Origin of the sequence: Microbacterium sp. Ru50 (assembly GCF_002920555.1) — a bacterium.
Classification (GTDB): Bacteria; Actinomycetota; Actinomycetes; order Actinomycetales; family Microbacteriaceae; genus Microbacterium; species Microbacterium arborescens.
In genome coordinates, this window is sequence record NZ_PQSV01000005.1 from 74901 (window position 1) to 98328 (window position 23428).

The following is a 23428-nucleotide window of genomic DNA, read 5'->3' on the forward strand; positions in this document are numbered from 1 at the left end:
GGCGTGCAAGCCGGGCGAAACAGTAGGTAACTTCATTCCAGCCGCCGCGAAGTCCGCGGCGCCTTCAATGTGGAGGCTGCATTGACACTCTCGACCCCTCAGAAGCTCGTCGGCATCACAGCTGCCGCGGGCCTTCTCGTCGCCCTCGCCGGTTGCGGAGCCGCACCCGATGAGGCCGGCGGATCCGCCGCACCCGAGGCGGGCTCGGACTTCACCCCCTGCCTCGTCTCCGACGAGGGCGGCTGGAACGACCGTTCGTTCAACCAGTCGGCCAAGGAAGGCATGGATCGCGCGGCCAAGGAGCTCGGCGTGGAATCGATCGAGGTCGAGTCCACCACCGAGAACGACTACGGCCCCAACCTCGAGACGCTCGTCTCGGAGGGCTGCGACCTCATCGTCGCCGTCGGGTACAAGCTCGCCCCGGCCACCGTCGCGTCGGCCACGGCGAACCCCGACATCGACTACGCGATCATCGACGACTACGCCGACACCGACTTCGACGGCAAGACCGACGCGCCGAACATCAAGCCGCTGGTGTTCAACACCGCGGAGGCCGCCTACCTCGGTGGCTACGCGGCGGCCTCGTGGTCGGCCGAGGCAGGCGTCAACAAGGTCGGCACGTTCGGTGGCGACAAGTTCAACTCGGTCACCGTCTTCATGGACGGCTTCCAGCTGGGCGTCGAGAAGTACAACGAGGACAAGGGCGCGAACGTCGGCGTCGTCGGCTGGGACATCACCGCTCAGGACGGCAACTTCACCGGTGGCTTCACCGCCAACGACACCGCCAAGCAGGTCGCCCAGGGCATCCTCGACCAGGGTGTCGACGTGATCCTGCCCGTCGGCGGCCCGATCTACCAGAGCGCCGCGCAGGCGATCCGCGAGGGCAACCGCGATGTCGTGATGCTCGGTGTCGACAGCGACCTCGCCGTCTCGGACGACACCGTCGCCGACCTGACGCTCGTGTCGATCCAGAAGGCGATCGACGTCGCCGTCTACGACGCCACCGTCGCCGCCCAGAGCGGTGACTTCACGACCGACCCGTACGTCGGCACGCTGAAGAACGAGGGCGTCAAGCTGTCGAGCTTCCACGACTTCGAGTCGCGTCTGCCGGCCGGTCTCGCCGACGAGCTGACCGCCCTGCAGGAGGCGATCGTCGCCGGTGACATCACCGTGGACTCGCCGAACTCTCCGTGAGCTCATGAGTCGTCGGGGCCGGGGAACGAAAGTTCCCCGGCCCCGACCGCTGTCCACCCACCATCCGTCGCATAGATTGGCCGACATGAAGCTCGAACTCCGGGGCATCACCAAGCGCTTCGGCACCCTGGTCGCCAACGATCACATCGACCTCGTCGTCCGGCCGGGCGAAATCCACGCTCTCCTCGGGGAGAACGGCGCCGGCAAGTCGACCCTCATGAACGTCCTCTACGGCCTCTATCAGGCCGACGAGGGCCACATCCTCCTCGACGACGTCGTCCAGGACTTCCGCGGGCCCGGCGACGCCATGAGCGCCGGCATCGGCATGGTGCACCAGCACTTCATGCTCGTGCCGGTCTTCACCGTCGCCGAGAACGTCATGCTCGGTCACGAGAACACCAAGGGCCTCGGCGTCCTCGACCTCGCTGCCGCTCGTGCGCACGTGCGCGCCGTCGCCGACCGCTTCGGCTTCCAGATCGACCCCGACGCCGTCGTCGGCGATCTGCCCGTCGGCGTGCAGCAGCGCGTCGAGATCATCAAGGCCCTCTCGCGCGAGGCGAAGGTCCTCGTGTTCGACGAGCCCACCGCCGTGCTCACTCCGCAGGAGACCGACGAGCTCATGGCGATCATGCGCCAGCTGCGCGACGAGGGCACCTCGATCGTCTTCATCACCCACAAGCTGCGCGAGGTCCGCGAGGTCGCGGACCGCATCACCGTCATCCGCCTGGGCAAGGTCGTCGGCGAGGCCTCGCCGACCGCGAGCAACGCCGAGCTGGCTGCGCTCATGGTCGGCCGCCCCGTCGAGATGGTCGTCGCCAAGGGCGCCCCGAACGTGGGGGAGGGGGGACTCGTCCTCGACGGCATCCGCGTCGTCACGCCGTCGGGCATCGTCGTCGTGGACGACGTCGACCTGCAGGTGCGCTCGGGCGAAGTCGTCGCCGTCGCCGGCGTGCAGGGCAACGGCCAGACCGAGATCGTCGAAGCGATCCTCGGGCTGCTGCCGATCGACCACGGCTCGATCCGCCTCGACGGCGACGAGCTGGGCGGCCGCAGCGTCCGCGCGATCCTTGACCGCGGTGTCGGATTCGTGCCCGAGGACCGCAAGGAGGACGGGCTCGTCGGAGCCTTCTCCGTTCAGGAGAACCTCATCCTCGACCGCTCCGACGACCGCGCCTTCAGCCGCGCGGGCACGATCGACCGCCGGGCGCTCGAAGCGTTCGCCCGCGAGCGCATCACCGAGTACGACATCCGTACGCAGGGCCCCGACACCCCGGTCGGCACCCTGTCGGGCGGTAACCAGCAGAAGGTCGTCATCGCGCGCGAGATGGCCCGTCCGCTGCGTCTGCTCGTCGCGGCGCAGCCCACGCGCGGCGTCGACGTCGGCAGTATCGAATTCATCCACAAGCGCATCATCGAGGCCCGTGACTCCGGTGTCGCCGTCCTCGTCGTCTCGACCGAGCTCGACGAGGTGGTCGCCCTGGCCGACCGCATCGCGGTGATGTACCGCGGTCGCATCGTCGGCGTCGTCCCGGCGACGACGCCGCGCGACGTGCTCGGCCTGATGATGGCCGGCGAGGTCCCCGAGGAGTCAGCAGCATGACCACCCCCACGCCCGGTCCCGGTCCCGACGTGCCCGTCGAGCCCGCGGACTCGCAGCTGCCGCCCGTCGGCGGCCCCCTGACGGGGAAGCCCGAGGTGGCTCCGCCGCCGACGACGAACCGCGTCATCACCGAGGTGATGCGCAGCAGTGCCGTCATCACCCTGCTCGCCATCGTGCTCGCGCTCATCGTCGGCGGAATCATGATGGCCGTCACCGACGAGCGCGTGGCAGCGGCATCCGGGTACTTCTTCGCGCGTCCGGGAGACACCTTCGTCGCGATCTGGCAGTCGGTGTCGGGCGGTTACGACGCGCTGTTCCGCGGCGCCGTCTTCAACTCGCGCGTCGACGACTTCGCGACGCAGATTCGTCCGCTGACGAACACCCTCGGCTTCGCGGCCCCCTTGATCGCCGCCGGGCTCGGCGTCGCGCTGGCCTTCCGCGCCGGTCTGTTCAACATCGGCGGCCGCGGCCAGATCCTCATCGGTGCCGCCTTCGCGGCGCTCGTGACGTTCAACCTCGATCTGCCGATGTTCATCCACCTGCCGTTGACGCTGATCGCCGGCATCGTGGGCGGCGCGCTGTGGGGCGGGCTCGTCGGCCTGCTGAAGGCGCGGACCGGTGCGCACGAGGTGATCCTCACGATCATGCTCAACTACATCGCCTACTACCTCGTCAGCTGGATGGTGCGCACCCCCGCGCTCCTGCAGCAGCCCGGGACGACGCAGTCGATCTCGCTGCGCACCCCGGACTCCGCGCAGTTCCCCGAGCTGCTCGGTCCGCAGTACCCGCTGCTGGACTGGGGATTCGTCGTCGTCATCATCGCGACGATCGTCGTGTGGTGGGTGATCGAGCGCTCGAGCCTCGGCCTGCGTCTGCGTGCCGTGGGCGAGAACCCGCACGCCGCTCGCGCCGCCGGCATCTCCGTCGAGCGCATGTACATCTACGCGATGCTCTTCGCCGGCGGACTCGCGGGCCTCGCCGCCATGAACCAGGTGCAGGGCCAGGTCACCACCGGCTTCACCGGCTCGATCGACGCGGGTATCGGGTTCGACGCCATCACGGTCGCCCTGCTCGGGCGTTCGCGTCCGTGGGGCGTCTTCGCCGCCGGCATCCTGCTCGGCGCGCTCAAGGCGGGCAGCTTCACGATGCAGGGTTCCGAGGGCATCCCCGTCGAGATCGTGCTCGTGGTGCAGGCGCTCATCGTCCTGTTCATCGCGGCGCCGCCGCTCGTGCGGACGATCTTCTTCCTTCCCAAGACCGAAGCTGAGAAGCGCGCGTCGGGCCGCACGAAGAACTCGTCGCGCCGCGCAGCTGTGAAGGCGGGTGCCTGATGGCAACGACCGATCTGACCTCCGCCGCCGCGGCTCCCGCCGCGGTGAAGGTCCGCCACCTCAAGCCGGCGATCGCCCTGGGCGTGGCGACGCTGCTGCTGGCGCTGCTGTTCGCCCTGGTCCCGCGAGGCGGCACGAGCACGTTCCGCCTCGCCGACGGCGGCTCGACCATCCCCATCCCCGACGTCGCGCTGCCGACCGGGCCGACCAGCTGGACGCTGCTCGTCCTGATGGCCGTCATCACGGCGGTCGCGGCGTGGGACGCCCTCTCGTACCGCCGTCCGCGCACCTGGCTGGTGGCGGTGGCCGGATTCGTGGGTGTGTTCGCCTTCCTCGTGTGGGCGGCAGCGGAGGGCCTCGTTCCCGTCATCGGTCTGCTGTTCGGCGCGGTGTCGCTGTCGGTGCCGCTCATCTTCGGCGCCCTCGGCGGTGTCATCGGTGAACGCGTCGGCGTCGTGAACGTCGCCATCGAGGGCCAGTTCCTGCTCGGCGCGTTCGGCGCCGTCGTCGTCGGCAGCATCACCGGCAACCCGTTCATCGGACTGATCGCCGCCATGGTCGGCGGTGTCCTGGTGAGCCTGGTGCTCGCGGTCTTCTCGATCCGCTACCTCGTCGACCAGGTCATCGTCGGTGTCGTGCTCAACGTGCTCGTCACGGGCCTCACCGGCTTCCTCTTCGGTGCGCTCCTCGCGCCGAACGAGGCGACCCTCAACCGGGCGACGACGTTCCAGCGCCTGCCGATCCCGCTGCTCAGCGACATCCCCGTGATCGGACCCGTGCTGTTCAACCAGACGTTCATCGTCTACCTGATGTACGTCACGGTCGGCCTCGTCGCGTGGGGGCTGTACCGCACCCGCTGGGGCCTGCGTCTGCGCGCCGTCGGCGAGCACCCGCAGGCGGCGGACACCGTCGGCATCAAGGTGAACCCGACCCGCTTCTGGAACGTCAGCCTCGCCGGAGCGATCGCCGGAGCCGGTGGCGCGTACTTCACGCTGGTGTCGGTGCCGACCTTCACCAAGGAGATGACCGCGGGCCTCGGCTTCATCGCCCTCGCCGCCGTCATCTTCGGACGCTGGGACCCGATCCGCGCCACTCTCGCGGCGCTGCTCTTCGGCTTCGCGACGAACCTGCAGAACCTGCTGACGGTGCTGCGTACGCCGATCCCCAGCGAGTTCATGCTCATGCTGCCGTACCTCGTGACGATCCTCGCGGTCGCCGGGTTCGCGGGGCACATCCGTGGGCCGGCCGCCGCCGGCAAGCCGTACATCAAGGGGTGACGCTGCTGTGACAGACATCGATTGGGACGAGCTGCGCGCCGTTGCGACCGAAGCCATGACGCGCGCGTATGCGCCGTACTCGCGCTACCGGGTGGGCGCGGCAGCGCTCGTCAGCGACGGTCGCATCGTCTCGGGATGCAACGTCGAGAACGCGTCGTACGGCGTCGGGCTGTGCGCCGAGTGCGCCCTCGTCGGCGACCTGCACATGTCGGGCGGCGGACAGCTCGTCGCCTTCGTGTGCGTCAACAACGACGGTCAGACGATCATGCCGTGCGGCCGGTGCCGCCAGCTGCTGAACGAGTTCGCCCTGCCCGGAATGCTGCTCGAGACCGTCTCGGGCATCCGCACGATCGACGAGGTGCTGCCCGACGCGTTCGGGCCCCGCGACCTCGAGGAGGCCGCCCGATGAGCGCCGAGTCCACCGCATCCGCTGTCGAGGCGTTCGACGCCGTCGACGTCATCCGCACCAAGCGCGACGGCGGCGCCGTCTCCGAGGACGCGCTCCGCTGGATGATCGACGCCTACACGCGCGAGTACGTGGCCGACTCGCAGATGGCGGCGTTCGCCATGGCGGTGCTGCTCAACGGCATGGAGCGCGACGAGATCCGCGTCATGACCGACGCGATGATCGCCTCGGGTGAGCGGATGAGCTTCGCCGGTCTCGGCAAGCGCACGGTCGACAAGCACTCCACCGGCGGTGTCGGCGACAAGATCACACTGCCCCTCGCTCCGCTCGTCGCCGCGTTCGGCGTCGCCGTGCCGCAGCTGTCGGGCCGCGGCCTCGGTCACACCGGGGGCACGCTCGACAAGCTCGAGTCGATCCCCGGCTGGCGCGCCGCGCTGTCGAACGACGAGATGTTCGCGCAGCTGCGCGACGTCGGCGCCGTCATCTGCGCCGCCGGCTCGGGCCTCGCGCCCGCGGACAAGCGGCTGTACGCGCTCCGCGACGTCACCGGCACGGTCGAGGCGATCCCGCTCATCGCCTCGAGCATCATGTCGAAGAAGATCGCCGAGGGCACCGAGTCGCTCGTGCTCGATGTGAAGTTCGGCTCCGGCGCCTTCATGAAGGACGTCGACAAGGCGCGCGAGCTCGCCCGCACGATGGTCGCGCTCGGCGCCGACTCGGGCGTTGCGACGACCGCGCTCCTCACCGACATGAACGCGCCGCTGGGCCTCGCGATCGGAAACGCGAACGAGGTGCGCGAATCGGTCGAGGTGCTCGCCGGTGGAGGACCCGCCGACGTCGTCGAGCTGACCGTCGCCCTCGCGCGTGAGATGCTCGCGCTGGCCGGACAGCCCGATGCCGACGTCGAAGCTGCCCTCGCCGACGGCCGCGCGATGGATGTCTGGCGCCGCATGATCCAGGCGCAGGGCGGCGACCCGGATGCCGCGCTCCCGACGCCCCGCGAGACGCACACGATCACCGCGCCGACAGCCGGTGTCGTCTCACGCCTCGAGGCGCTGCCGTTCGGCATCGCGGCCTGGCGCCTCGGTGCCGGTCGTGCCCGTGCGCAGGACCCGGTGATCCACGCGGCGGGCATCGACCTGCACGTCAAGCCGGGCGACGAGGTGGCCGCCGGTCAGCCGCTGTTCACCCTGCTGGCCGATGATGGTGCCCGGTTCGACCGTGCTCTGGACGCGCTGCACGGCGCGTGGGAGATCGACGACGACGCTCCGCCCGCGGGGCCGCTCGTCCTCGAGCGCATCACGGCCTGAGCCGGGCAGCATCCGTTCGTCGGGTGCCGACCACCCTCCCGTTCCATCCACCCGCCCGACCCACCCGCCCGTTCCGTCCGGAGGAGCCCGCCATGCCGATCGAACAGCACGCCGACGTCACACTGCAGGGCGTCTCGGTCCGGTCGCTGCCCAAGGTCTCGCTGCACGACCACCTCGACGGGGGCGTGCGCCCCGCGACGATCGTCGAGCTGGCGGACGAGCTCGGGACCGACCTGCCCGAGACCGACGCCGACGACCTCGCCGACTGGTTCGAGGAGCAGAGCGACTCCGGGTCGCTCGTCGACTACATCAAGACGTTCGAGGTCACCCTCGCGGTCATGCAGACCCGCGACGGCCTGCGCCGCATCGCGCGCGAGTTCGTGACCGACCTCGCCGCCGACGGCGTGGTCTACGGCGAGGTGCGCTGGGCGCCCGAACAGCACCTGCGCGGCGGACTGTCGCTGCAGGACGCCGTCGACGCCGTGCAGGAGGGCATCGAGGACGGCGAGGATGCCGCCGAGGCGAAGGGTCACGACATCCGCGTCGGTCAGATCCTCTCGGCGATGCGTCAGGCCGACCGCTCGCTCGAGATCGCGCGTCTGGCCGTCGACAACCGCGGTCGCGGCGTCGCGGGGTTCGACATCGCGGGGCCCGAGGACGGCTTCCTTCCCGCCCAGCACCGCGACGCGTTCGACTACCTCGCGTCGGAGTTCTTCCCGGTGACGGTGCACGCGGGCGAGGCCGCGGGGCTCGACTCGATCCGGTCGGCGCTCATCGACGGCCGGGCGCAGCGCCTCGGCCACGGTGTCCGCATCGCGTCGGACCTCAACGTCGTCTCGCGTGAGGGCGAAGAGGTGCTCGTGCAGTTCGGCGACCTCGCCCGGTGGGTGCGCGACCGCGAGATCCCGCTCGAGCTGTCGCCCTCGTCGAACCTGCAGACCGGTGCCATCGCCGGATGGGGCACGCAGTGGGAGGACCACCCCTTCGATCTGCTGTACCAGCTGGGCTTCTCGGTCACCGTGAACGTCGACAACCGCACGCAGAGTCGCACCTCGCTCACGCGCGAGCTCGCGACCCTGGCGCAGACGTTCGACTACGACCTCGACGACCTGCAGGCCTTCCAGCTCAACGCCGCCGCCGGGGCCTTCCTCTCGGTCGAGGAGCGCGAGGAGCTCATCGAGGTCATCGCCGAGGGCTTCGGCTCCTGACCCAGGCCTGATTTCCGCGAGGTCCCAGTTGGGCCGGGTTTCAGAGTCTGATTCCCGGCCCAGCCGGGACCTCGCGGTTTCTGCCCAGGGGCGGTGAGCGCCGGGATGCTCACAGACGCGGCGGCGGGGGAGCCGCTGAAGCGACGATGAGGTCCAGGCTGTCGGGATTCCTCGACCCCAGCCCCTTCCTGAGCCGCTGCGCGGCGTGCCGTTCTCGGTCGGTGCCGCACGCGCGATGGGTGTGACGGCGGGACGACTCGACGCGAGTGATCTCGAGATCCCGTTTCGCGGTGTCCGGATACCGCGTGGCGCCAGCCCTCCGGATATCGCCGAGCGGTGCGCCCAGTATGCGCCGAGGCTGCGGCCATGGCAGTTCTTCCGCCACGACACCGCACTCGCCCGATTCGGGGCGCCGCTCCCGCTCGGGAGCGATCCGCTCGTCCTGCACGTGTCGGCCCATCGGCCGAACCGAGAGCCGCGAGCCGAGGGGGTGGTCGGGCACCGTCTGGGCGAACGCTCACCGGCGGTGTGGGCTGTCGGCGGCATCCCGTTCGAGCATCCCGCTCGTGCGTGGCGTCATGTCGGGGCGGCTTGGCAGCACGACGACCTCGTCGCGGCCGGTGACTACATCGTCGGCCGCGGCGGGCTCGTGACGCTCGACCAGCTGGTGGACGAAGTCGAGCTGCACGCGACGCGCGGGCGCAGCCGGCTCATCCGTGCGCTGTCCGACATCCGGCCCGGTTCGGAATCGTCGGAGGAGACGCGTCTGCGTCTGGTCCTTCAGCGGGCGGGGCTCCCCGAGCCGGAGCTGAATCCGGAGTTGCGACAGGCATCGGGCGTCTTCATCGCACGGCTCGACCTCGCCTATCGGCGATGGGGTGGCCGTCGAGTACGACGGGCGCCAGCATGCCTTCGACGACGCCCAATTCGCGCGAGACGCCGACCGCTGGCACGCGATCCGCGCGAGCGGCTGGGAGCATGTGCGGATCTTGCGCCATCACCTGCGCGGTGACGGCCGACGGGCGGTCGATATGGTCCGGTCTGCTCTTCTCCGCGCTGGCTGGCGTCCCTGACCCCCGAGGCGTCACCGAGGTCCCACTTGAGCCGGGTATAGCCGCCGAGTTCCCGGCCGAACTGGGACTTCGGCGCCCCGGCACGCCGGGTCAGCGGGGGAGAGAGGCCACGAGGTCCGACAGCGCCGCGGTGACCTCGGCGCGCATGTCGGGAGCGGAGATGGCGGGGGTGCCGTCGCCGGCTTGGGGGCCGTAGTCGCCGAAGGATGCGTGGCTGGCGCCGGTGATCTCGACGAAGGCGGCATCCTCGGGGAGGAGGTGGCGGTTGTCATCGACCTTCTGCGGGGTCGTCAGACCGTCCTCCGAGCCCGACAGGCTGAGCACGGGCAGCCCCGACGCCGACAGGTCGGTGGCGCAGTACGACGCGAACAGCACGAGTCCGTCGGCATCCTCCGCCAGCTGGCAGGCACGCACGCCCCCGAGCGAGTGCCCACCGACCAGCCACGTGTCCACGCTCGGAACGAGCTCGGTGAACGACGACAGCGGGCGGGGGTCGAAGAACGCGAGGTTGAGCCACGGCCGCGTGATCACCACGGTCACCTCGTCCTCCGCCACGACGTCGGCGAGGATCGCGGCGTATGCCTCGGCCTGCACCTTCGCGCCCGGGATGAACACGAGCCCGACGTCGCTCGGCCCGGCGGCGGGCTCGAGCACGACGCTGCCCTCGACCTCGGACATGACGATGCGCTCGTCGGCGTGGACGGCGTCGAGCGGGCCCGCCTCGGCGTCCATGACTCCTACCTGGCTCCAGACCAGGATGCCGATGACACCCGCCGCGACGACCCCGATGAGGGACAGGGCGACGACGACGACGATCCGTCGTGCCCGAGACCGCCGGCGCGGGCGCCCGGGCTCGTCACCGGCCGCCCGCACCGCCGCAGCGTCTCGGCTCATCGAGCGTCGGAGCCGATCGTCGCCTGACGTTCGGCGACCACGCGCTCGACCCGTGCGTACAACGGGTGCGAAGGCTCGAGCCCGGTCACGGATGCGGTGAAGGATGCCGCGTCCTCGGCGCGCAGGCGCTGCTGCAGCTCGACCGACTGCGGGTCCTCCGGGTCGTCGAACGCGAGCGCCGCCCCGATCGCCGCGACCAGCGCGTCGACCGGCAGGCCGGCCTCGGCGGCCTCCGCGGCGGGACCCACGAAGCGCTCATGCCGCGAGAGCTTACGGAGGGGTTGCCGCCCCACGCGTCCGACCGTGTCGGGCAGCTCGGGGTTGGCGAAGCGCCGCAGGATCGTGGCGCGGTAGTCCGCGAGCTCGCCGGCGTCGAGACCGTGCTTGTGGACGAGGAGGGCCGAGGTCTCTTCGAGCGCGGCCGAGACGCTCGCGGCGATCTCCGGCACGGCGAGGGCTTCGGCCACGGTCGGGGTGCCGGCCTGCGCGCCGAAATAGGCGGTCGTGGCGTGACCGGTGTTGACCGTGAAGAGCTTCCGCTCGATGTACGGCTCGAGGTTCTCGACGAAGTGCGCGCCGGGGATGTTCGGCAGCTCGCCGCCGAACGGACCGGACTCGATCGCCCACTCGTAGAACGGCTCGACCGTGACGTCCACGCCGGCGCCGGCCGGCTGAGCGGGCACGATGCGGTCGACGGCGGTATTGGCGAAGATCGCTCGGCCCGAGACGGCTTCCCAGGCATCGCCGGCCTGTGCGCGGATCTCGTCGCGCAGCAGGTCGGTGGCACCGATCGCGTTCTCGCACGCCATGACGGCCAGCGGAGGTGCGGCGGGATCGCGCAGGGCGAGGCCGGCGAGGATATGGGGCGCGATGAACTTCAGCACGGTGGGGCCGACGGCGGTCGTGACGACGTCTGCTGCCGCGACGGCATCTGCCACGGCCTGCGGGTCCTCCGCGCTGTTGAGGGCACGGAAGCCGGTGACGGTGCGGTCGACGCCGCCCTCGCCGACCTCGTGCACCGTGTACTCGGAGGCGGCGTTGATGGCATCGACGAGGGGCGCGGCGACGTCGGAGAAGACGAGCTCGTAGCCGCCTTCGCTCAGGAGCAGACCGACGAAGCCACGGCCGATGTTGCCGGCCCCGAAGTGGACCGCGGTGCTCACTGGTTCACCGACGCGAGCAGCGCGTAGAGCTCAGCGGGGGTCTGCGCCGCCTTGAGGCGAGCGACGTCGTCCTCCTCGGAGAAGAGCAGAGCGATCTGAGACAGGATGTCGAGGTGCTCGTCGCCCTTGCCGGCGATGCCGACGACGAAGGAGACCGGCTCGCCGCCCCAGTCGACGCCGCCGTCGTAGCGGACGAACGACAGCGCCGAGTCGAGGATCGCATCCTTGGTCTCGTTGGTGCCGTGGGGGATCGCGAGCTCGTTGCCCATGTACGTCGACACGGTCTGCTCGCGCTGCTGCATGGCGTCGAAGTACGCGGAGGTCACGGCGCCGGCGGACTCGAGCAGGTCGGCGGCCTCCTTCATCGCCTCCTCGCGGGTGGCGCTTCCGGAGTGGATGCGGATCTGACCGATGTTCAGGACCTCACGTGCCATGTCTGTCTCCTTCGAATGGTGTTGCTGGGGGATGACGCGGGGCCGGGGCGGATGGACCGCCCCGGCCCCGGGTCTGGGTTTCGAGCCTACGCGTCGGCGTCGTGCTGCTTGCGGACCATCTCCACGACCTCGTCGTACTTCGGCGAGTTCATGAAGTTGTCCACCGACACGTGCACCGCGTCGGGTGTGCGCTGGCGCGCGCGGTCGGTGAGCTGGTTCTGCGTGACGACGAGATCCGCCGATCCGTCAAGGTTGGCGATCGCTTTGTTGACGACCGTGACGCCCTCGACGCCCGCCTTCTTGAACTTGTTGCGCAGGACGCTCGCACCCATCGCCGACGAGCCCATTCCCGCGTCGCACGCGAACACGATCGATTCGATCGGCTTGGTCGCCGTAGCGGTGGCGGAGCCCGCCGCGGCGTCCTCGGCGGCGGTGGCCACCTCGGCATCACGACCACCGGCGCGGCGCAGTGAATCCATCGCAGCGGAGGACTTGCCCTTGTTGGCCTCGGTCTGAGCGATCGCGGCCTCGAAGTCCGAGCCCTCGGCTGCGAGGTCGCGCTTGCGGGTGGCCCGCAGGATGACCGCCGAGACGATGAACGTCACGGTCGCGGCCAGGACGACGGACAGCAGAACCACGATCAGGTTGCCCACACCGCCGGGGAGGGCGGCGGCGACGACCGCGATGATGCTCCCCGGGGCCGCTGGGAACGCGAGGCCACCGCCGAGCAGCATGTTGGTGGTGACACCGGTGGCGCCACCGGCGATGAGGGCGAGGATGAGCATCGGCTTGCTCAGTGCGTACGGGAAGTAGATCTCGTGGATGCCACCGACGAACTGGATCACCGCGGCACCCGGGGCCGAGGCCTTGGCGGCGCCGACACCGAAGAAGGTGAAGGCCAGCAGCAGGCCGATGCCGGGACCGGGGTTCGCCTCGATCAGGAAGAGGATCGAGCGACCGAACTCCTCGCTCTGCTGCACGCCCAGCGGCGTGAACACACCATGGTTGATGGCGTTGTTGAGGAAGAGCACCTTCGCCGGCTCGACGATGATCGAGACGAAGGGCAGCAGGTTCAGGCTGACGAGCCAGTCGACCGCCGCGCCGAGACCCTGGCTGATGACCCGGAAGAACGGGCCGAAGGCGAAGAACCCGACGACTGCGAGAATCATCGACAGGATTCCCGCGGAGAAGTTGTTGACGAGCATCTCGAAGCCCGGCTTGATCTTGCCGTCCCAGATGCGGTCCATGTACTTCACGGCCAGGGCGGCGAGGGGACCCATGATCATGGCGCCGAGGAACATCGGGATGTTCGTGCCCGCGATGACGCCGACCGTGGCGATCGTCGCCACAACGCCGCCGCGCTCGCCGTAGACCATGCGGCCCGCAGTGTTCGCGATGAGCAGGGGCAGCAGGTAGGTGATCATCGGGCTGACGAGGCCGACGTACGCCATCACGTTGGTGCCGTCGCTCTCCGCCAGCGTCGTCATGGCGCCCTGCCAGCCGATCGCCTCGAGGTTGCCGGAGCCGCCGATGATGTCGGCGACCGGGTACCAGTGGATGCCGAAGGGGCTGTCGGCACCGAGGAACCCGGCGGGGATGAACAGCATGGTGATGAAGCCCCACGCGATGAAGGCCGCGATATTGGGCATGATCATGCCCGACAGGAAGGTCCCGAATCGCTGGACGGCGACGCGGGCCCCTCCCGTCTTCCTATCGACTGTTGACGTCGTTGTCATTTCTGGTTCTCCTTCTGGTGCAGTGTGCGGGTGCGGGTGCGGTGCTGATCAGATGCCGGCGGCGGTCTGCGCGGCGGCACGTGCCGAGGCCGCGTCCGTCGCGGTCAGGGCGGCTTCGGCGATGCGGCGTGCGTCGTCGAGGGTGTGGTGGAGCAGGGTGGCGCGGACGTCGGCGAGCGCGGTGGGCGCCATCGACAGGCTCGTGGCGCCGAGGCCCACGAGCACGACGGCCAGCAGCGGGTCGGCTGCGGCCTCGCCGCAGATGCCCACGGGCTTGCCGTTGGCCTGGCCCGCCTTGCCGGTCTCGTGAATGAGGCGCAGCACGGCCGGGTGCCAGGGGTCCTGGAACGACGACACCGAACCGAGCAGGCGGTCGGCGGCGAGCGTGTACTGGGTGAGGTCGTTGGTGCCGATCGAGGCGAAGTCGGCGACCTTGAGGACGTGGTCGGCCAGCAGCGCCGACGACGGCACCTCGACCATGACGCCTGCGGTCTTGATGCCGTACTCGCGGGCGATCCCGACGAAGTACTCCGTCTCCTCGACGGTCGAAACCATGGGGGCCATGACCCACAGGTCGGCCTCGGTCGCGGCATCCGCTTCGGCGAGGGCGGTGAGCTGTTCGCGCAGGATGTCCTCGCTGGCGCGCAGGGCGCGGAGACCGCGGAGACCGAGCGCGGGGTTCTCCTCGTGCGCGTCGTTGAGGAACGCGAGCGGCTTGTCGGCACCGGCATCCAGGGCGCGGACGACGACCTTCTGGCCCGGGAACGCCTGCAGCAGTTTCGTGTAGGCCTCGCGCTGCTGGGCGACGGTCGGTGCCTGCGCCGAGCTGAGGAAGAGGAATTCGGTGCGGAAGAGACCGACACCCTCGGCGCCGAGCTCGACGGCCTGCGCCGCGCCCTCCGGCTTGCCGAGATTGGCCAGCAGGGGGATCGCGGTGCCGTCGGCGAGGGCTCCGGGCGTGATCGGGGCGGATGCTGCCGACTTGCGCTCGTCGGCGCGGTTCTGAGCCTGTGCGAGCTCGTCCTCGCTCGGGTCGGTGGTGACGACGCCCTTGGCGGCGTCGACGATGACGGTCTCACCGTCGGAGAGGCCGGCCGCCTCGGTGACGCCGACGACCGCGACAATGGACTTCTCTCGCGCGAGGATCGCGGTGTGCGAGGTCGGTCCGCCCTCGGAGGTGACGAGCGCGAGGACCATGTCGAGGTCGAGCAGCGCGGTGTCGGCAGGGGCGAGGTCCTTGGCCACGAGCACGAAGGGGTGTCCCGGCTCGGGGACGCCCGGGGCCGGGACGCCGCGCAGGTGCGCGATGACGCGCTGCGCGACGTCGTCGAGGTCTGCGGCGCGCTCGCCGAGATAGCCGCCCATCGCGGACAGCTGGTCGCGGAACGAGGCGAAGGCGTCGTAGACGGCGAACTCGCCGGTCTTGCCCGCCTGCAGTCGCGTCGCGACCTCGGCCTCGAGGCTCGGGTCCTCGGCCATCATGGCCTGGGCCTCGAGCACGTCGCGGGCGGCGCCGCCCGCCTGTGCACCACGCTGTTCGAGTTCGCGTGCGACCGCGGCGACGGCATCCTTCACGCGCGCCGTCTCCTCATCGAGGGGCAGCTGCGACTTCTCGTCCTTCGGCGCGGGAAGCGGCTCCGCCATCCGTGCGATCGGTCCCTGCGCGACTCCCAGGCCGATGCCCACTCCGCGAAGCTCACTCATTGCTCGATCTCCTTCGTATCGTCCGTATTCGTATCGATGGTCGTTCGTGGTCACTCGTCGTGATCGGTGGCGAGCAGGTCGGCGAGCTCGTCCAGGACGCTCTCGGCGCTGTCGCCGTCGGCCGTGAGGGTGACGTAATCGCCGTACTCGACGCCGAGCGCGATGACTCCGAGGATGCTCGCGGCGTTCACGGGAGAGCCCGAGCCCTTCGCGATCGTGACGGTGGCACCCGACTGCTTGACCGCCTGGGCGAACAGCTTCGCGGGACGGGCGTGGAGCCCGTTGGACGATCCGATGCGGACGGTACGCGATGCCTCGCTCATGAGGAGGTCCTCTCCGTTGAAGGGATGTCGGTGCTGGAACGTGTCGTGGTGGTGGCCGGAGCGGTGATCAGCGCGAGCGTCCGGCTCCCATCGAGATCTCGGAAGATGTCGGCGGGCATCAGGATGACGCGCGTTCCGCGGGCAGCCGCGGCCTCGGTGATCCGGTCCAGCTTCGGGATGAGCTGGGGGCCGACGAGGACGATGTCCGCCGCGTCGAGATCGATCGGCAGTGACTGCTCGGTTCCGGCGGTGGCGGTGATGTCCAGGCCGCGCGCTTGCGCCGCGTGGCGCACTCGCTGTGCGACGAAAGTACTCGACGCACCCGCGCCGCATACGACCAGGATCCTCATCGACCCGCCTCCTCCTCTCCCCATTGTTGTGAGCGGTCTCAGAGGCGACAAGGCCTTCCTGCTTCCGCAGGGGCGGAAGCTCAGCCGGGCCATGATGGAATGGGAACGTGACCAGGAGCCGGCAGGACCGCGTCCTCGCGATTCTCGCGCGCGACGGCGACTGGGTGACCGCAGCCGCGCTCGCCGATGCGATCGGCGTCACGCCTCGCTCGATCCGCAGCTACGTCACCGCCCTCAACGCTCGGGTTCCCGACGGTGTCGTGGTCGAGTCCGGGCCGCAGGGTTACCGCGCGGGCCCCGACAGCTCGGGGGCCGTGCACGTGGGCGACGCCGGCACGCCACGCGATCGGCTGCACCGCCTGGTGCGCTCACTGCTGGACTCTCCCGACGGGATCGACGTCTTCGAGACCGCCGAGGCCTTCTTCGTCAGCCCCGCCACGATCGACGCCGACCTCGGCCGGGTGCGCGGGCTCCTCGGCGGCACCGAGCTCAGCCTCGAGCGCACATCGTCGCGGGCACGTCTGCGCGGTACCGAGATGGCCCAGCGCCGGCTCCTCAGCCGACTGGCGCACGAGGAGACCGACGACGGCTCGTTCGATCTCGACAGCCTCCGCCGGACTCTCGGCGAACGCTCGGTCGGCGCGGTGGCCTTCGGTCCCTTCAAAGACGACCTGGTCTCGGAGCTGACCGAGCTCGGCTACTTCGTCAACGAGTTCGGCATCGGGGATGTCGTCATGCACATCGCCATCGCCGCCGATCGCATCACGCGGGGCCGGGCGCTCGAGGTGGCGGAGGCCGACGATGCCGCGTTCCGAGCTGAGGTCGGCGACATCCTCGACCGCCTCACGCGCCGGCACCTGGGCGTCGTCCTCGGGTCGGGTGACCGCCAGCATCTCGCGGCACTCGTGCTCACGCGCGTCGTAGCCCCGGGGGCGACCGAGCCGGCGGCGCTCATCCGCGAGCGCATCGACGCCGATGTCGCGACCGCGGTGCGCGACGTCGTGCGGCGGGCAGCCGCGGAGTTCCTCGTCGACATCGACCAGGAGGACTTCGTGCTGCGGCTGTCGCTGCACGTGCAGAACCTCAAGCATCGGGCGCGCGAGCAGGCGTGGTCGCGCAACCCTCTCACGCGATCGCTCAAGACGACGTATCCGATGATCTTCGAGGTCGCCGTCTACATCGCCGACGCCCTGCGCGGCCTGCTCGGCATCCCGCTCCTCGATGACGAGATCGCCTACATCGCGATGCACGTCGGCGGGCGGCTCGAACGCAGCCGACTCTCGGCGCAGGCGCTGACGGCGACGATCGTGTGCCCCGGCTACTACGAGCTGCACGAGCTGCTGCGCTCGAGCGTCGACCGGTCGCTGGGCCAGGCGCTGGACGTCGTCGGCGTCGAGACGCGCGTCGACCCGGACTGGGCATCCATCGACACCGACCTCATCCTGTCGACCATCGCCCCGCCCGTCGGGAGCGACCGGATCGTCCACATCCAGCCGTTCCTCACCGACGCCGACATCGATCGGGTGCAGACCGCCGCCGCGCGGCTCCGCCGGGCCCGGCGCCTGGCCCGCCTGCGCGCCGAGCTGGAGCGCTACTTCGACCCGTCCGCCTTCATCCGCGGGCTCGACGGCGAGGGGGGAGAAGAGGGCGTCATCCGGCAGCTGGGCTCGCTGCTCGTCGGTCAGGGCGTCATCGACGACGACTACATCGAGCGCACGATCGAGCGGGAGCGGCTGTCGTCCACGGCCTTCACCGACGCGCTCGCCGTTCCGCACGCCATCGGGATGACCGCGACGCGGACGGCGATCTCGCTCGGGATCGCCGACCCGTCTATCGCATGGGGCGACGGCCGCGTGCAGGTCGTGGCGATGGTCGCGTTCTCCGAGTCGGATCGTGCGGCCTTCCAGACGGTGTTCGAGCAGTTGGTCGAGGTGTTCAGCGAGCGCGAGAGCGTGCAGCGGATCGTGCGGCGCGGCACGACCTTCAGCGCCTTCCTCGATGAGCTCGTGGCGGTCGTCGACGGCTGATCGCGCGCACTCAGCGGGCGAGTCGGGCTTCGAGCCCCAGCTTCACCGCGGGCCACTCGTGCGGGAGCACCGAGTACACGACCGTGTCGCGGAGCGTCCCGCGCGGCCCCAACCGGTGGTTGCGGAGCACCCCGTCCTGCTTGGCGCCGAGGCGTTCGATCGCCGCGCGTGACTGGCGGTTGTGCCAAGACGTGCGGAACTCGACCGCGATGGCGTCGCAGCTCTCGAACGCGTGGCCGAGCAGCAGGCGCTTCGCAGCGGTGTTGACCGCGGTCCGCTGCACCGCAGGGGAGAGCCAGGTGTGCCCGATCTCGACCCGGCGGTTGGGCTGATCGATGTTGCAGAACGTCGTCATCCCGACCGCGATGTCGTCCCGCAGCACGGCGAACGGGTTCATGTGACCCTCATCGCGCCAGGCGAGGCGCTGGGCGATGTCGGCCGGTACCGAAGCGGGCACCGAGGTGTACCAGGCGTATTCCAGCCCGGCCGTGGCGCGGGCGAGGTCGTCGGCATGATCGACGTCGAGCGGCACGAGCCGTACGTGATCGTCAGCGAGCTCCACAGGTTCCGTCAGCAGCACTCCCGAAGCCTAGCGGCGCGGATGCGCGATACAGACGTCGGACGGGTGGTGCTGGTGGGGTGCCCAGGGTCCCTCGAGGCGGCATCAGCCCCGCGCGTCAGGCGAATGTATCGCCAGAAGCGCGGGACCATGCAGGCCGGAGGGCGGGTGTCAGTCGATGGCCGCGAGCAGGTCGCGCACACCGGTCTCGAGCGCGGCGAGCCGCGATGCCGCATCGGCGGCCGAGTCTCCGCGAACGTCGAGGTACAGCTTGAGCTTCGGCTCGGTGCCGCTCGGGCGAACCAGGATGCGCGCGTCGCCCTCGAGCCACAGGCGCAGGATGTCACCGAGGGGCGGGCCCGACACCGGAGCGGCGAGATCCTCGAACGACACGACCGCGGCGTCGCCGATGCGGGTCGGCGGCGCGGAGCGCAACGCGGTGGTGATGCGCCCGATGACCGTGAGATCGTCGACGCGGACCGACACCTGCCCGCTTGCGAAACTGCCGAACTCGGCGTCGAAGTCGGCGAGGAGGTCGCCCAGCGTCCGGCCCTGTTCCCGTGCCTCGGCGGCGAGGCCGAGGATGGCGATGGCGGCGGAGATGCCGTCCTTGTCCTTCACGGTCTCGGGGTTCACCAGGTAGCCGAGCGCCTCTTCGAACCCGAAGACGAGGCCGGGGGCGCGCGAGATCCACTTGAAACCGGTGAGGGTGGCGTGGAAGTCGAGGCCGTAGCGCTCCGCGACGACCTGGAGCGCAGGCGACGAAACGAGCGAGCAGGCGAGCGAGGCGCCGTCGGCGACACCGCCCTCCGCGGCTCGACGCGCCGCGCGCCAGCCGAGCAGCAGACCGATCTGGTTGCCGGTCAGCCGCCGCCAGCCGCCCTCGGCGGCGGCATCCGGGATCGCGACCGCGAGGCGATCGGCGTCGGGGTCGTTCGCGAGGATGAACTCCGCGTCGTTCGCGCGGGCGGTCTCGAGTGCCAGATCCATCGCGCCCGGTTCCTCGGGGTTGGGGAAGGCGACGGTGGGGAACCGGCCGTCCGGCTCGGCCTGCTCGGCGACCGGGACAGGATGCGGGTACCCCGCAGCGTCGAGGATGCGCAGCATCGTCTCGGTTCCGACACCGTGCATGGCCGTGTAGACCCAGCGCATGCCGTTCGCGCCCGCGGGTGCCGGGGCGACGGTCGCCGTCGCGGCGACGTACGCCTCGACGACCGCGTCGTCGGCGGTCTCGTACTGCTCGGAACGGGGAAGGGCTGAGATGTCGCCGGCATCCGCCACCCGCTGGATGTGCGCGGCGATCTCGCCGTCGGCGGGCGGAACGATCTGCGAGCCGTCGTCGGCCCCGCCGAGGTACACCTTGTAGCCGTTGTCGTCGGGCGGGTTGTGGCTCGCCGTGACCATGACACCGGCGTCGGCGCCGAGATGGCGCACGGCGAACGCCAGGACCGGCGTCGGAAGGAGCCGGGGCAGCAGGATGGCGCGCAGCCCTGCGCCCGCGAAGATCTCGGCCGAGTCTCGCGCAAAGCGCGCCGAGCCCCGACGGCCGTCGTAACCGATGACCACGACGGGCGGAGCATCGGGCCCGGCCTTCTCGAGCAGGTAGGCGGCGAGTCCTGCCGCTGCCTGCGTGACGAGGACGCGGTTCATGCGGTTGCTGCCGGCGCCGAGCCGGCCGCGGAGTCCCGCGGTGCCGAAGGCCAGGCGCGTGCCGAAGCGGTCGACGAGATCGGCCGCGGCTGCGGCATCCCCCGACTCGGCCGCGGCGATGACGGCCGTCAGCTCGTCACGGGTCTCGGGGTCGGGATCCTGAGCGAGCCAGGCTCGCGCCGCGTCCCACGGGACCGCCGGCGTCGTCGCGTCGACGGTCACGCCCGTGGCGGGCTCGTCCGCGCCGGTCACAGCGCCTCGATCACGCGGGCGAGGAGCGCCGAGATCACCGGCTCGGCCTCGCGACCGGCCTCGATCACCTCGGCGTGGCTGAGCGGGGTCTCCTGGATGCCGGCGGCGAGGTTGGTGATGAGCGAGAAGCCGAGGATCTCCATGCCGGCCTCGCGGGCGGCGATGGCCTCGAGCGCCGTCGACATGCCCACGATGTCGCCGCCGAGCGTGCGAGCCATCCGGACCTCGGCCGGTGTCTCGTAGTGCGGGCCGCGGAACTGGGTGTACACGCCCTCGTCGAGCGTGGGGTCGATCGAGCGGGCGATGTCGCGCAGTCGCGACGAGTAGAGGTCGGTGAGATCGACGAAGGTGGCGCCCTCGAGCGGCGAGTCCGCGGTGAGGTTCAGGTGATCGCTGATGAGCACCGGCTGGCCGGGTCGCCACGTCGGCTTGATACCGCCGGCACCATTGGTCAGCACCATGATCTTCGCGCCCGTGGCGGCGGCGGTGCGCACGCTGTGCACGACCCGGCGAACGCCGTGCCCCTCGTAGTAGTGGGTGCGGGCGCCGATGACGAGGATGCGCTTGCCCTCGGGGGTGAGGATGCTGCGGATCGTCCCGACGTGCCCCTCGAGCGCCGGCTTGCTGAAGCCGGTGACGTCGGTGGCCGGGATGGTCGCCGTGGTCTCGCCGATGAGCTCGGCCGCGCGACCCCAGCCGCTGCCGAGGGTGAGCGCGATGTCGTGGCGCTCGACGCCGCTGATACGGGCGATGTCGGCCGCCGCCTCGCGGGCCACATCGAGCGGGTCGACAGCGGGATCGTCGAGCGGGTGCGCGGAGGAGTCAAGCATCCCCCCACTCTAAGACTCGCGACCCGTCGGACGCAGGTGTGCGCGACCGACTCTGCGGCTGAGGAAGAATGGAGACCATGTCGCCTCTCAGCTTCGAGCGCACCCAAAGCGTCGCCGTCCTCGGTGGCGGCCCCGGCGGATACGAGGCGGCGCTGGCCGCCGCCCAGCAGGGTGCGGAGGTGACGCTGGTCGAACGCGCCGGCGTGGGCGGCTCGGCCGTCATCACCGACGTCGTCCCCTCGAAGTCGCTGATCGCCACGGCCGATGCCGCGGTGGCCATCGCCGGGGCATCCGATCTCGGCGTCCAGCTGTTCGCGCGGTCGGACTCCGGCACCCCCCTCAAGCCCGAGATCGCGATCAACCTGGCGGCGGTCAACCGCCGACTGCTGTCCCTCGCGCGCCAGCAGTCCGACGACATGCGCGCCCAGCTGGTCGAAGCGGGCGTGCGCATCATCTCCGGTCACGGCCGCCTCGACGGCACCCACGCCCTGATCGCGGCGACCGGCCCCGGTGGCACCGACTTCGACCGCGTGGAGGCCGACACCCTGGTCGTCTCGGTGGGCGCGTCGCCGCGCGAGCTGCCCAGTGCGAAGCCCGACGGGGAGCGCATCCTCACCTGGACGCAGCTCTACGACATGAAGTCCCTGCCCGAGCACCTCATCGTCGTGGGATCCGGCGTGACGGGAGCGGAGTTCGCGTCGGCCTACATGAACCTCGGGGCGAAGGTGACGCTGATCTCCAGCCGCGACCAGGTGCTTCCGGGCGAGGACGTCGACGCGGCGGCCGTCATCGAGAAGGTCTTCAAGCGCGGCGGGATGACGGTGCTGTCGAAGTCTCGCGCCGAGAAGGTCGAGCGCACCGAGAACGGCGTCGTCGCGACCCTCTCGGACGGGCGCACGGTCGAGGGGAGCCACTGCCTCATGGCGGTCGGCTCGATCCCCAACACCGCCGGCATCGGTCTCGAAGAGGCCGGTGTCCAGCTCACCGACTCGGGCCACATCCAGGTCAACCGCGTTGCGCGCACGTCCGTGCCGAACATCTACGCCGCGGGCGACTGCACCACTTTCGTGCCGCTCGCCTCGGTCGCCGCGATGCAGGGGCGCCAGGCCGTCTTCCACGCGCTCGGCGACACCGTCATCCCGCTCGAGCGCCGTCGCATCACCGCGAACATCTTCACCGCGCCCGAGATCGCGACAGTGGGCCAGCAGCAGAAGGACATCGAGTCGGGTCTCGTGAACGGGTACGTTCACAAGCTCCCGCTCGCCGCGAACCCGCGCGCCAAGATGATGGGCGTCAAGGACGGCTTCGTGAAGATCATCGCGCGCGAGGGGTCGGGCACCGTCATCGGCGGCGTCATCGTCGCCCCGCGCGCGTCGGAGCTGATCTACCCGATCGCGATCGCCGTCGAGCGTCGGCTCACGGTCGACCAGGTCTCGCGGGTCTTCGCGGTGTACCCCTCGCTCACCGGCAGCATCACGGATGCCGCGCGTGCGATGCACCTGGTGCAGCGCGACGAGGACCCGCTGTCCTGAGCCGCGCGCGCGAGCGTCGGAGAATCGCGCGAAAATCGGAGTGATCCTGGCGATCGCTCCGATTTTCGCGCCTCTCTCCGACGCGCACGCGCGACGATGCGTCGCCGTGTCACCTCACATCGGCGTAGTAGCGCGTCTCCGGTTGGGCGCGGACGGCAATCCTGACGGCTGTGGTGCGGGTGGCGTCGACGAGCTCGAGAGAGTGCGGCTTCTCGTCGCAATCGATGCTCGTCTCCACGCCGCGCGAGCCGGACGTCGTCGAAGCCTCCACGGACACCGTCGCGGTGTGACCGCCGAAACACCGCACCTCGACCGCACTCGCCGGAGCCGGCTCGGCGAGCGTCAGGATGACGCCTGCGCTCCGGTCACCGGAGTTCTCGAACGGCATCGTGCGACCGCTCGCCGCGCCGATGCCGACATCCGCGCCGGCTGGTTCGGCCGCGACCGAGGCGAGCCACGCGTCCGCCGCCGCGAGGTCGACCGTGTCGGAAGCGCAGGCGCTCAGCCCGAGAGCGAGCCCCAGCAGACAGACGACGGGAAGAACACGTACAGGGCGGTGCATGCCCCCACTCTAG

General features: G+C 70.4%; 21 protein-coding genes. 9 read left to right on the forward strand and 12 right to left on the reverse strand.

Annotated features, from left to right (window positions below):
- Positions 1–81: 81 nt before the first annotated feature.
- The 7 genes from C3481_RS14675 to C3481_RS14705 all read left to right on the forward strand — a co-directional run bounded on the left by C3481_RS14675 (position 82) and on the right by C3481_RS14705 (position 8326).
- Positions 82–1194 (forward strand): BMP family protein, encoded by a 1113-nt coding sequence (locus C3481_RS14675; RefSeq protein ID WP_023955534.1) that lies wholly within the window; start codon positions 82–84, stop codon positions 1192–1194.
- Between the two features lie 85 nt (positions 1195–1279).
- Positions 1280–2794: an ABC transporter ATP-binding protein gene (locus tag C3481_RS14680; RefSeq protein ID WP_023955532.1), complete on the forward strand. Its 1515-nt coding sequence runs from the start codon at positions 1280–1282 to the stop codon at positions 2792–2794.
- On the forward strand, positions 2791–4125 hold the full coding sequence (locus C3481_RS14685) for an ABC transporter permease (RefSeq protein WP_023955530.1): 1335 nt from the start codon (positions 2791–2793) through the stop codon (positions 4123–4125). The genes C3481_RS14680 and C3481_RS14685 overlap by 4 nt, the downstream gene beginning before the upstream one ends.
- Positions 4125–5402, forward strand: coding sequence for an ABC transporter permease (locus tag C3481_RS14690; protein ID WP_023955528.1), 1278 nt, complete (start codon positions 4125–4127; stop codon positions 5400–5402). Before C3481_RS14685 ends, C3481_RS14690 begins: the two co-directional genes overlap by 1 nt.
- A gap of 7 nt (positions 5403–5409) precedes the next feature.
- A complete protein-coding gene (locus C3481_RS14695; RefSeq protein WP_023955526.1) occupies positions 5410–5811 on the forward strand; it encodes a cytidine deaminase in 402 nt (133 codons plus the stop codon).
- Positions 5808–7118, forward strand: a complete 1311-nt coding sequence (locus tag C3481_RS14700) for a thymidine phosphorylase (RefSeq protein ID WP_103843062.1) — start codon at positions 5808–5810, stop codon at positions 7116–7118. The genes C3481_RS14695 and C3481_RS14700 overlap by 4 nt, the downstream gene beginning before the upstream one ends.
- A 92-nt stretch (positions 7119–7210) precedes the next feature.
- Positions 7211–8326 carry an adenosine deaminase gene (locus C3481_RS14705; RefSeq protein WP_103843064.1) on the forward strand — a complete coding sequence of 372 codons (1116 nt, stop codon included), beginning with the start codon at positions 7211–7213 and terminating at the stop codon, positions 8324–8326.
- Positions 8327–8843: 517 nt separating this feature from the next.
- On the opposite strand, the gene C3481_RS16590 is transcribed toward C3481_RS14705, so the two are convergent.
- The 8 genes from C3481_RS16590 to C3481_RS14745 form a co-directional block, all read right to left on the reverse strand.
- Complete coding sequence (locus tag C3481_RS16590; RefSeq protein ID WP_181021950.1) at positions 8844–9014, reverse strand: hypothetical protein; 171 nt, start codon at positions 9012–9014, stop codon at positions 8844–8846.
- A gap of 475 nt (positions 9015–9489) precedes the next feature.
- Positions 9490–10293: an alpha/beta hydrolase gene (locus C3481_RS14715; RefSeq protein ID WP_103843068.1), complete on the reverse strand. Its 804-nt coding sequence runs from the start codon at positions 10291–10293 to the stop codon at positions 9490–9492.
- Positions 10290–11456, reverse strand: a complete 1167-nt coding sequence (locus C3481_RS14720; RefSeq protein ID WP_103843070.1) for a mannitol-1-phosphate 5-dehydrogenase — start codon at positions 11454–11456, stop codon at positions 10290–10292. Before C3481_RS14720 ends, C3481_RS14715 begins: the two co-directional genes overlap by 4 nt.
- On the reverse strand, positions 11453–11890 hold the full coding sequence (locus tag C3481_RS14725) for a PTS sugar transporter subunit IIA (RefSeq protein ID WP_103843072.1): 438 nt from the start codon (positions 11888–11890) through the stop codon (positions 11453–11455). Before C3481_RS14725 ends, C3481_RS14720 begins: the two co-directional genes overlap by 4 nt.
- An 86-nt stretch (positions 11891–11976) precedes the next feature.
- Complete coding sequence (locus C3481_RS14730; protein WP_064955699.1) at positions 11977–13626, reverse strand: PTS mannitol transporter subunit IICB; 1650 nt, start codon at positions 13624–13626, stop codon at positions 11977–11979.
- A 48-nt stretch (positions 13627–13674) separates the two neighbouring features.
- Positions 13675–15330, reverse strand: coding sequence for a phosphoenolpyruvate--protein phosphotransferase (ptsP, locus tag C3481_RS14735; protein WP_023955517.1), 1656 nt, complete (start codon positions 15328–15330; stop codon positions 13675–13677).
- 50 nt (positions 15331–15380) lie between these two features.
- Positions 15381–15653 (reverse strand): HPr family phosphocarrier protein, encoded by a 273-nt coding sequence (locus C3481_RS14740; RefSeq protein ID WP_103843074.1) that lies wholly within the window; start codon positions 15651–15653, stop codon positions 15381–15383.
- On the reverse strand, positions 15650–16003 hold the full coding sequence (locus tag C3481_RS14745) for a PTS sugar transporter subunit IIB (protein WP_023955515.1): 354 nt from the start codon (positions 16001–16003) through the stop codon (positions 15650–15652). The genes C3481_RS14740 and C3481_RS14745 overlap by 4 nt, the downstream gene beginning before the upstream one ends.
- A gap of 107 nt (positions 16004–16110) precedes the next feature.
- On the opposite strand from C3481_RS14745, the gene C3481_RS14750 reads away from it, so the two are divergent.
- The gene (locus tag C3481_RS14750) at positions 16111–18030 is read left to right on the forward strand and encodes a transcription antiterminator (protein WP_023955514.1); all 1920 of its coding nucleotides are present in this window, start codon (positions 16111–16113) and stop codon (positions 18028–18030) included.
- 10 nt (positions 18031–18040) lie between these two features.
- On the opposite strand, the gene C3481_RS14755 is transcribed toward C3481_RS14750, so the two are convergent.
- The 3 genes from C3481_RS14755 to C3481_RS14765 all read right to left on the reverse strand — a co-directional run bounded on the left by C3481_RS14755 (position 18041) and on the right by C3481_RS14765 (position 21321).
- Positions 18041–18610 carry a GNAT family N-acetyltransferase gene (locus C3481_RS14755; RefSeq protein ID WP_023955513.1) on the reverse strand — a complete coding sequence of 190 codons (570 nt, stop codon included), beginning with the start codon at positions 18608–18610 and terminating at the stop codon, positions 18041–18043.
- A gap of 150 nt (positions 18611–18760) precedes the next feature.
- Entirely contained in the window at positions 18761–20461 is a 1701-nt protein-coding gene (locus C3481_RS14760; protein ID WP_103843144.1) for a phospho-sugar mutase, read from the reverse strand.
- Positions 20462–20487: 26 nt separating this feature from the next.
- Positions 20488–21321: a purine-nucleoside phosphorylase gene (locus tag C3481_RS14765; RefSeq protein WP_023955510.1), complete on the reverse strand. Its 834-nt coding sequence runs from the start codon at positions 21319–21321 to the stop codon at positions 20488–20490.
- A 68-nt stretch (positions 21322–21389) separates the two neighbouring features.
- Between C3481_RS14765 and C3481_RS14770 the strand changes: the two genes are divergently transcribed.
- The gene (locus C3481_RS14770; RefSeq protein WP_023955508.1) at positions 21390–22853 is read left to right on the forward strand and encodes an NAD(P)H-quinone dehydrogenase; all 1464 of its coding nucleotides are present in this window, start codon (positions 21390–21392) and stop codon (positions 22851–22853) included.
- Between the two features lie 109 nt (positions 22854–22962).
- Here C3481_RS14770 and C3481_RS14775 read toward each other — a convergent pair whose 3' ends face one another.
- Positions 22963–23415: a hypothetical protein gene (locus C3481_RS14775; protein WP_103843076.1), complete on the reverse strand. Its 453-nt coding sequence runs from the start codon at positions 23413–23415 to the stop codon at positions 22963–22965.
- Positions 23416–23428: the final 13 nt, after the last annotated feature.